This window comes from Microcella sp. (genome assembly GCF_033763155.1).
In the GTDB taxonomy this organism is placed as follows: Bacteria; Actinomycetota; Actinomycetes; order Actinomycetales; family Microbacteriaceae; genus Microcella.
In genome coordinates, this window is the sequence record NZ_JANRKZ010000006.1 from 1 (window position 1) to 9,661 (window position 9,661).

9 protein-coding genes and 1 pseudogene are annotated in these 9,661 nt (G+C 69.6%); 2 read left to right on the top strand and 8 right to left on the bottom strand.

The genetic code is table 11. The annotated features are described in order from the left end of the window. On the top strand, positions 1-1,362 hold a 1,362-nt coding region (gene cofH, locus SFU54_RS00245), incomplete at its 5' end, for a 5-amino-6-(D-ribitylamino)uracil--L-tyrosine 4-hydroxyphenyl transferase CofH (RefSeq protein WP_319014321.1). 8 nt (positions 1,363-1,370) lie between these two features. Beyond that, the gene (locus SFU54_RS00250) at positions 1,371-1,790 is read left to right on the top strand and encodes a VOC family protein (protein WP_319014322.1); all 420 of its coding nucleotides are present in this window, start codon (positions 1,371-1,373) and stop codon (positions 1,788-1,790) included. A gap of 56 nt (positions 1,791-1,846) precedes the next feature. Here the strand turns inward: SFU54_RS00250 and cofC are convergent, their stop codons facing one another. The 8 genes and pseudogenes from cofC to SFU54_RS00290 form a co-directional block, all read right to left on the bottom strand. Next, a complete protein-coding gene (cofC, locus tag SFU54_RS00255; RefSeq protein ID WP_319014323.1) occupies positions 1,847-2,473 on the bottom strand; it encodes a 2-phospho-L-lactate guanylyltransferase in 627 nt (208 codons plus the stop codon). Between the two features lie 9 nt (positions 2,474-2,482). Next, positions 2,483-4,765 carry a DUF3488 and DUF4129 domain-containing transglutaminase family protein gene (locus SFU54_RS00260; RefSeq protein WP_319014324.1) on the bottom strand — a complete coding sequence of 761 codons (2,283 nt, stop codon included), beginning with the start codon at positions 4,763-4,765 and terminating at the stop codon, positions 2,483-2,485. Further along, positions 4,758-6,080 (bottom strand): DUF58 domain-containing protein, encoded by a 1,323-nt coding sequence (locus SFU54_RS00265; protein ID WP_319014325.1) that lies wholly within the window; start codon positions 6,078-6,080, stop codon positions 4,758-4,760. Before SFU54_RS00265 ends, SFU54_RS00260 begins: the two co-directional genes overlap by 8 nt. A gap of 9 nt (positions 6,081-6,089) precedes the next feature. Continuing rightward, positions 6,090-7,088: a MoxR family ATPase gene (locus tag SFU54_RS00270; protein WP_319014329.1), complete on the bottom strand. Its 999-nt coding sequence runs from the start codon at positions 7,086-7,088 to the stop codon at positions 6,090-6,092. Positions 7,089-7,157: 69 nt separating this feature from the next. Beyond that, the gene (locus SFU54_RS00275) at positions 7,158-7,958 is read right to left on the bottom strand and encodes a coenzyme F420-0:L-glutamate ligase (protein WP_319014326.1); all 801 of its coding nucleotides are present in this window, start codon (positions 7,956-7,958) and stop codon (positions 7,158-7,160) included. Positions 7,959-8,158: 200 nt separating this feature from the next. After that, positions 8,159-8,365, bottom strand: a complete 207-nt coding sequence (locus SFU54_RS00280; RefSeq protein ID WP_319014327.1) for a hypothetical protein — start codon at positions 8,363-8,365, stop codon at positions 8,159-8,161. 60 nt (positions 8,366-8,425) lie between these two features. Continuing rightward, positions 8,426-9,427 carry a TIGR03557 family F420-dependent LLM class oxidoreductase gene (locus SFU54_RS00285; protein ID WP_319014328.1) on the bottom strand — a complete coding sequence of 334 codons (1,002 nt, stop codon included), beginning with the start codon at positions 9,425-9,427 and terminating at the stop codon, positions 8,426-8,428. After that, positions 9,424-9,661, bottom strand: a pseudogene (locus SFU54_RS00290) (hypothetical protein); the annotation flags it as partial. The gene SFU54_RS00285 and the pseudogene SFU54_RS00290, both read right to left, overlap by 4 nt.

Genomic DNA, 9,661 nt, shown 5'->3' on the forward strand with positions numbered 1-9,661 from the left:
GACCCCGATTGGGCGAGCCGCGCCGGCACCGGACGCACCGACCTGCACGTTGCGATCGACACCGAGGGTCGGCGCACCGAAACCCGCAGCGACTTCGACGACGTGTACGGCGACTGGGCGGAGTTGCGCGAAGCGACGAGCGGCGCGCGCGACCGCACGGTTGCCGTGAGCACGGGCGTCGCTGCGGTGCTGCGTCGGGCCGAGGATGCTCCCGCCGGCTTGAGCGACGACGACTACCTAACGCTTCTGCACGCCGACGGCGCCGACCTCGACGCGCTCGCCGACCTCGCCGACCGAGTGCGGCGCGACACCGTCGGCGACGAGATCGGATACGTCGTCAACCGCAACATCAACTTCACCAACTTCTGTTACACGGGCTGCCGGTTCTGCGCCTTCGCCCAGCGACGCACCGACGCCGACGCCTTCACGCTCTCGATGCAGCAGGTCGGCGACCGCGTCGATGAGGCGTGGGCGCTCGGCGCGACCGAGATTTGCATGCAAGGCGGAATCCACCCCGACCTGCCCGGAACGGCCTACTTCGACCTCGCGCGCGAAGTGAAGAAGCGCCAGCCGGGCATTCACTTGCACGCATTTAGTCCGATGGAAATCGTGAACGGAGCATCCCGAACCGGGTTGTCGTTCGCCGACTTCTTGACGGCGGCGAAAGAGGCGGGGCTCGACACGATTCCGGGCACGGCGGCCGAGATTCTCGACGACGAGGTGCGCTGGGTGCTCACGAAGGGCAAGTTGCCCGCCGCCGAGTGGATCGAGATTGTCAGCACCGCGCATGGGCTGGGCATCCGTTCGTCGAGCACGATGATGTACGGGCACGTGGATGCTCCGCACCACTGGGTCGGCCACCTGCGCACCCTCGCGCGCGTTCAGGACGACACCGGCGGGTTCACCGAGTTCGTGTTGCTGCCGTTCGTGCACGCGAGTTCGCCGGTCTACCTCGCGGGCGTCGCGCGACCCGGCCCGACCGCTCAAGAGAATCGCGCGGTGCACTCGGTCGCGCGCTTGATGCTGCACGGTCGCATCGATCACATTCAGACCTCGTGGGTCAAGCTCGGCACGGAAGGCACGCAGCTCATGTTGCAGGGCGGGGCCGACGACGTGGGCGGCACGCTCATGGAAGAGACGATCAGCCGCATGGCGGGCGCCGACAACGGTTCGGAGAAGACGGTCGCTGAGCTCGAAGAGCTGGCGAGTTCGATCGGTCGCGTCGCGCGCCAGCGCACGACGACCTACGGAACGCCCGACCCGGAGCGTGTCTCGGTCGCCCAGTCGCACCGAACCGAGGGTTACGCGGCCACGGGCCGGCGGCTCACGCTCTCTATCGCCGAGGTGCGATCGGGGGCATAGTGGATCCCATGCCCACCATGATTTTCATCAACCTGCCCGTCGCCGACGTCGCCCGGTCGACCGCCTTCTATGAGGCGCTCGGCTGGACCCTCAACCCGATGTTCTCCGATGAGAACGCGTCGTGCATCGTCGTGAGCGACACGATCTTCGTCATGTTGCTGACGCACGAATTCTTCAGCAGCTTCACTCCGGGCAAGGGAGTGGCGGATTCTCACGCAGCGATCGGCGCGCAATACGCCCTCAGTTGCGACAGTCGGGACGATGTTGACGCTCTCGTCGCCCGCGCCGTCGAGGCCGGCGGCTCACCCTGGGAGTCGCGCGACCTCGGCTTTATGTACAGCCGAGCCTTCCAAGACCCCGACGGACACTACTGGGACCCGTTCTGGATGGACCCAGCCGCTGCGGCTGGCGGCCCGCCGAGCGACTAACCCCGGCGCGCCCCTCACTCCGGCGCCTTCCTCCCTGCGCGAGGAGGCTGCGCGCGTCAGGCGTCGAGCAGTGCGCGCGTGCGCGCGCCGAGCAGCACGACGCCCGCATCGGCGAGAGCGGCGAGAGACGCGAGCTGGTCGGGGGTGTCGACGTCGCGGCGCAAGCCCGAGTGCGGGCGCACGGCGAGTTCGGCGTAGCCCGCGTCGCGATGCCGCTCGGCCGAGTCGGCGCCGAAACGGAGTGAGTGAGGCAGCCCGGCCGCCGCGACGACGAGGGTTGTGCCGTCTCCCTCAGCGTCGGGCACGAAAGCCCAATGGTGCTCGCTTGCCGCGATGAGTGCGGCATCGAGGTAGGCCGGCTGCAGCGCGGGGAGGTCGCCGAGCAAGACCGCGGTCGGTGCCGACGGATCGGCCGCGGCGAGACCCGCGCCAATCGCCACAAGCAAGCCGTGCCCGGGGTCGTCAACGACGCGCACTCCGTCGAGAGGCTCAGCGAGAGAGCCCACAACGATGAGCTCGCCCACCTCGCGGGCGGCGCGGGCGGCCGTGACCGTGTCGAGGGCGATCGCGACGGCGAGGGATGCCCGCCGAGCATCCGCGTCGGCCCCACCCCCCTCGGCGAGTCGACTCTTCGCGCTCGCAGCATCGCGCACCGGCACGATGAGCGACACACGAGCAGACATCGGATCAGCCTAAGCCGAGAGTGCGTCGGCGATCAGCCGCTCATCGGAGGGAATGCGGTCGAGCAACGACGCCGGTGCGACCGCCGCGAGCGCGCGACGCCACACGGGCGACGAGCGACGCAACGCCCGCAGCGCGAGGTCGAGGTCGTCACGCGCGGCGGTATTGCCTGCAGTTCCATAGGCGCGGGCCTCGAGCGCCGACCGAACGCGGCCAAGCACGGCTGCATCGCCCACCCCGACCTGCACGGCCCACGCGGCCGCAAGCTCGCGGGGCGTGCGGGTGTCGTCGGCGGGCAACCCGAGGTCGCGCGCCGTGTCACGGAGTTCGCGCCAGTGGTCGAGGGGATCCGGCGACCGGCGCCGCGCCGCGCGACGACGCACGCGCCACAGGCCCGGCAGCACAAGCAGGGCGGCGAGCAGGCTGAGGGCGACGGTAGCGATCGCGCGAGCATCCACGACCGCCCCCGTCGACTCGGCGCCGAGCGAGCCGTCGAGAGAGCCATCGGCACCGCCGTCGATCAGGTCGCTCGGGTCGGCCGCGGGGCCCGTGGCCGAGGGGTCAGCCGGGTCGGTGGTCGCGGTGGCTTCGGGCGTCGGCGAGAAGGTTTCGCCCGTGACGGGGTCGACGGCGGGCTCCTCACCCGGAGCAGGCACATCGTCGGTGGCGTAGTCGGGCACGGCCCCGCGCGAGGGCGTCGGCTCGAAACGCACCCAGCCAATACCGTCGAAGTGCAGTTCGGGCCAGGCGTGCAAGTCGTCGGTCGTCACGATGAACTCGCCGGGTACGTTCGGGTTCGCGGTTCCGGGCACAAACCCCACAGCAATGCGCGCGGGAATACCGAGCGTGCGCGCCATGAGCGTCATGGCTGCGGCGTAGTGCACGCAGTAGCCGGAACGTGCCTCGAGAAACGCCGCAACGATGTCGGCGCCCGTGCCGTCATAACCCTGCTCGACGGGGGCCTCTTCTGAATAGACGAAGTCGCCACTCGTGAAGAATCGCTGCAGGGCGAGAGCCTGGTCATACGGCGACGGGCCCTCGGCACTCGACGCGACGGAAGCCGCCGTACGCGCAACGACGGGGTCGAGACCCTCGGGCACCGCGCGATACCGCTCGAGGTCAGGAGCATCCACGTCCGCGGTGCGCAACTGCAGCGGCGTCGGCGCCGCCACGAGGCTCTCAACTTGATACGAGCCGTTGCGGAAGGTCCCTTCGACCGTGCTCACCGTGACGCCGTCGGCATCAACGACCCACAGCCCGGCGAGCCCCGCAATCGTGACCGGCGCCGACGGCAGCGGCACCCAGCGCGATCGCACATTTTGCAGACGGATGCTCGTCACGACCGTCTCGGTCGCCACCTCGCTGCCCAGCCACACCGGCGGGCCCACTACGTCAGCCGCCACCGACGAGCCACCCAACACGGGTTCAACCGACTGCCCCTCGAAGTCGGCGAGGTGTGAGAGCGTCAAGTAGAGCCCGCCGTCGGCGTCGGTCGAGTAGCGCAGCGCTTCGACGGGGTTGTTGCGCCGCAAGTCGTTGCCGAGGTCGAGCACGGGGTTGACCCCGGCCACGAGTCCGCCCGCGCCCGTGCCGGGCAGCGCCTCGCCCGCGATCACCGGGGGCAGCAGCGGCGGAACGAGCAACGCCGTCACGAGCACCCCCGCCGCCACCCCGAGGGCGCGCCCGGCAGCAGCGGCTCCCCCGCTCGCGGCCGGACGATGCAGCGCCAACATCAGCAGATACGCCGCTGCTGTCACGAGCACCGACATGATCGGCAACCACCCGGGGGCGAGCACAACGGGCACGGCCAGAATGCCGAGCAGCGGCACGGCCGTGAAGGCCGGGCGGCGCCCATGCACGAGCACGGCATCCGTCAGAATCGCCAGCCCCGTCACCCCCGACGCCATGATGAACCGAACGCCGTCGTCGGCGATCGCAGGAATCGTCTGCTCGGCGATCGACAGTTCGCCCGCTCCGATGAGAGCAGCGAAGCGCTCGACCGTGGCCGGCACAGGCACGACGCCGAGCAGCGCGGTGTCGGCCGCAAACAGCACCGTGAGGGCGATGACGGCCGCGGCCACGGCCGCCACGGTCGCCCACACCACCGCCCACCGCTCCACGAACACGCGCACGAGGGCGGCGGCTGCGACGGCAGCAACGACCACGGTCAGCACGGTCGGGCCCCACGGTCCCTCATCGATGAGCGCCGAGAACGCGGTTGACGCCGCGGCAATCGCGAGCACTCCCGCAGCGCTCAGGCCGATCGAGCGTCGCGGCCGAACGCGCTCAGTCATGAGCACCGTCCGACGACACTGACCAGGCGGGCTCTGACTCGGCCACCTCGCCCATGAGCGACAGCCAGGCGTCATCGACCGAGCGAGCAATCGACACGCGCACCACCCGCCAGCCGGCGCGTTCAAACGCCGTCCGCACGGGGTCAGTGTCGATGCGAGTCTCGTCGAACGACGCTCGAGCGTCGCGCTGCGAGGGCTGTCGCGACGGCTGCCGCGCGGGCTCGGCGGGGCCGGCGAGCAGGGCCACGGCGGGGGCGCGCGATGAGCGTTGCGCGAGCATCCACCGCAGGGTCTGCTCGTCGGGGGCACCCGCAAGAGCCACCACGGGCGGAGCGCCCGGTGGCGCATGCTCATCGAGGTCGGCCGGGCGACGGCCGAGGGCAATCACCGCGAGCTCACCGAGCACGTCACCCACGGGGCCGTCGGCCATCGGCGCCTCGGCGCCGCGCTCGGTGGGCGTGACGAGTTCGACCGTGTAGCCGCGCTCAGCGAGGTGCACGGCCGACGAGGCCGCCATGCGCACGAGCCACTCGAAGGTGGCGCTCGTCACGGTTCGGGATGCTCGCGCGCTCACTCCGCGAACCACGCGAGCATCGAGATACCCCAGCGATTGGGTGTCGACAATGAGTCGAGCGTGCGGGCCCGCCTGCGGTTCGTCGTTGCGCACCATCAACTCACCCTGCCGGGCCGTCACGCGCCAGTGCACGCGACGCAGAGCGTCACCGTCGCGATACTCGCGCGTCACGACATCATCGTCGGCCCGCTCGCGGGAGCGTGACGTGCGCGGCCCCGCCTCACTCGAGGGGTCGGGCACCGGGCCGGGGGTCAAGGGCGTCACCGCGGGAAGCACGAGTTGGGCCACCATCGCCCGCGTATCGACGACCCGCAGAGCAAGGGCAAAGGGGTCACGGTCTTCGATGACGAGGGGGCCGACCGAGAGCAGACCGCGGTGCGGGGGCCAATAGCGGTAGCCGATGCGAGCGGGGCGCGACGCCGTCACTTCGCGCAATCGGCCGGGGCCCGCGAATCCGGGAAGCATCGGCACCCGCTCGACCCATTCCGCGGCACGCGCACGCCCACTCACGGTGACCTGCACCTGAACGGGTTCCCCCTCGGTCGCGATGACCGGTTCGAGGTGTCGCGTCACCCGCACCCGCGGCCGCGAACTCGCCACCGTGACAAAAGCAATGAGGGGCGCCGCGGCGGCAACCGCGGCAATCGTGAGCAGCTCGGGGCGCTCGAACCCATAGGCGAGCGCGCCAATGCCCACCGCGGTCACCAGGAACGCGATGCCACGGGCTGTCAGCCGAGGCACGAGTGACGCCTAGTCGCGCGCCGCCGGCACGGGAACCGCCGTGGCCGCCACAATGCGGTCAACCACCTCATCGACGCTGCGCACGGTGCTGCCATCGGGATGCTGCGCGCGCGGAACCAGCACCATTCGGTGCGAGAGCACGGTGGTCGCGAGAGCGTCGATGTCGTCGGGCAACACGAAGTCGCGGCCATCGAGGGCCGCGCGAGCACGACTCGCGCGCACGAGTTGCAGCGTCGACCGGGGGCTCGCGCCGAGGCGCAACGCCGAGTCGTCGCGCGTCGCCTGAACGATCGCCACGGCATAGCGCTCAACGGCGGGGCTCACATAGACCTCGCGCACGGTTGCGATCATGCGACGCAGGCCCGCCACATCGACAACGGGCTCGAGGCGGTCTAGCGGGCTGCCGTGTTCGCGATCGCGCACCATAAGCGCTTCACTCTCGGCGTCGGGGTAACCGATCGAGATGCGCGCCATGAACCGGTCACGCTGCGCTTCGGGCAGAGCGTAGGTGCCTTCCATTTCGATGGGGTTTTGCGTCGCGACAACGAGAAACGGGCTCTCAAGGTGATGGGTGTGACCGTCGACCGTGACCTGCTGCTCTTCCATGCACTCGAGCAGGGCCGACTGCGTCTTCGGGCTCGCACGGTTGATCTCGTCGCCGATCACGATGTGGGCAAACACCGGACCCGGCGTGAACTCAAACGTGCCCAACTGCTGGCGATAAACGCTGACGCCCGTGATGTCCGCCGGCAACAGGTCGGGAGTGAACTGAATGCGATTGACGGTGGCCGTGATGCACTTCGCGAGCGCGCGAGCCAGCATCGTCTTGCCCACGCCCGGCACGTCTTCGATGAGCAGGTGGCCTTCGGCGAGCAAGACCGTGAGCGCGGCATCCACAGCATCGGGCTTGCCGTCGAGCACGCTGTTCATGGCCCGACGGATGCTCGCGCCAAGTTCGGCGAACTCCTCCGCGCTCAGCGGCTCGGCCTCAGACATCGACGTCGTCATGCTCATTGTTCGACTCTGCCATGCTCTGCCGTCGCGCGCTCTGAGAGTCTGCCGAACGGTGGGTAGGCCTCAGTTGTGGTCGATAGTCTGCACGCCGGCGGCGAAGCCCTCGCTCCACGCTTCTTTCGTGCCTTGCGCGAACATGTCGTCGGCCGCCGGACGCACAAGACTGCGAGCCCCGGGCGCGTCGTCGGCGAGCAGCCGGGCGAGCCCGCGTACCGCTGCCACGGGGATGCCGCTCGACTTGCCCTTCACGAGGTCGGCGGCCGCGGCGATCTCGTCGCCGACCGCGGGTGCCGTGACTTCCAGCAGTTTGCCGGCGGCGTCGTGCGTGCCCCGCAGGTCGTCGAGAAGCCGAACTCCGCTCGAGCCGATCGCCATGTCGGTTTGGCCCTCACGCCACGCGCGCCCGGCCGTGTCGGTGATGATGACGCCGATCGGCGCACCCACGCACGCTTCGACGGCTTTCCTGATGGATGCGGCGCTCGCGTCAGGGTCGACGGGCAAGAGCAACACGGTGCCATCAGCAGTGTTGCTCGCGTCGACGCCCGCGGCGGCCATCACGAGCCCGAGCCGGTTCTCGACGATGCGCGTCGTGCCGCCGTCGGCGCGAGCTCGCGTCGCGACGACCCGCACGGTCTCGTCGGTGATCGCCTGCTCGCGATCAGCCGCCTCAACGATGCGGCCCTCGGCTTTGCTCACGATCTTGCTCGTGACGGCGAGAATGTCGCCGGGCTCAACGCCGGCTCTGCTGGCGGCATCAGCGATGAGTCGCGGCAGGTCATCCCCCGGCGCAATCTCGGGCAGGCCCGGGATGCCCCACACGCGCAGTTCTGCCGGTGCAGTCTCGGCCCCGCCCGTTTCGGTCACGCGCCCATTCTGCCCCGCCGCGAAGTCATCCCGCCGCGAGGTGCACGCTCCTCCCTCTGGTGCGCTCGACGGACGAGCGCACCCGAGGATTCGCCCCGGGGGCTATGTGCCGTTCGCGGCACATGCCGCGAGCGGCACACTGCCGGTTAAGGGTGCGGTGAGTGGCGCCACCGATCACACGCCGATCGCCACAGTGCGCCCTAGTCAGACTCCTCGGGAAGTGCGCCAGCGCGAGAGCTCGCCGGACCGTAGTACTCCTGCAGGCCGCGACGCACTCCCCTCCAGATCACTGTGTAAAGAACCCAAACGACGAGGGCAAACAGGCCCGCCGAGACCACGACCCCGATCACGAGAGACAAGAGAGGCATGAATGTGAAGTACATTCCGGTGGGTTCGATGACATCCATGAGGATCACTCTGCCATAGCCCCCATGCGCGCGTCACGAACCGAGACGCACTCGCCACGCTTAGCGCGTCAGCCGCGGCAGCACCTCGCGGCCGAAGAGCTCGATGAACGCATCCTGGTTGCGACCCACGTTGTGCAAGTAGATGCGCGAGAAGCCGAGGTCGAGGTAACGCTGGATGTTCGCACGGTGTGCGTCGAGATCGCTCGAGATGAGCATCCGCTCGTCGAAGTCGTCGGGGCGCACGAGCTTGGCGATTTGCTCGAGGTCGTACGGCGAGCGGATGTCGCTCTTCGCGAAGCGCATGCCCGCTTGCGGCCACTCGGCGAGGGCGTTGGCCATCGCTTCGTCGTCGGTCGGAGCCCATGAGACGTGCACGCGCAGCGCGTGCTGCCCCGCCTCACGACGGCGGCCGGCCTCGCGCGCGCCGTCGTCGAAGCGCTGCAGCAGCGTGGCGATCTTGTCGATCGGTACCGAGTCGATGAGCAGTCCATCGGCTACCTGACCGGCCCGCCGAGCCGTCACCGGCCCCGCCGTGGCGATGAGCAGGGGGGGCGGCGACTCGGGACTCGTCCACAGCCGCGTCGATTCGAGCTGGTACCAGCGGCCCTCGTGCTTGACGTCACGCCCGGCCACACCCGAAGCGAAGAGCTTCTTGATGATCGTGACGGCCTCGAACATCCGGTTGATGCGCTCCGCGGGCTCGGGCCAATAGGTGCCAACGATGTGCTCGCTGATCGCCTCACCACTGCCGAGCGCGAGCCAGTGCCGCCCCGGGTAGAGGCTCGCGAGCGTGGCGGATGCCTGGGCCACGAGCGCCGGATGCCAGCGGAACGTTGGCGCGAGGGCTCCCACCCCGAGCTCCCCCGCTGTCTGCGCGCCGAGTGCCGACATGACGCCGTAGACAAACCCCGCTTGACCCTGCGTCGGCGTGAAGGGCTGCGCCGTGTCGCCCGCGAGCGTGCCGCTGAAACCGTGCTGCTCGGCGAGCGCCGCGAGCCGCACCGCCTCGGCCGGCGTGAGTTGCTCGAGCGCGGTCGCGAAACCAATTGTGGGTGACGTCATGCGGGCGGGGCCACGCTCTTCGTCGTCTTGCCCGCGAGGTGCGGCCCCGCCATGACGGGCTCATAGCGCGGGGCCTCGCCGTCGGCGAGGCACGAGGGCAAGCACTCCACGATCGTTGAGTAATTGGCGTTGTGGAAGAACGGCATGCTCTGGCGGCGGTGGCTAGCAGCGGCGGGTGACCCGAGCGCAGCATCCGGATTCACGACGCGGTGAAAGGTCGAGGTCCAGCGGTCG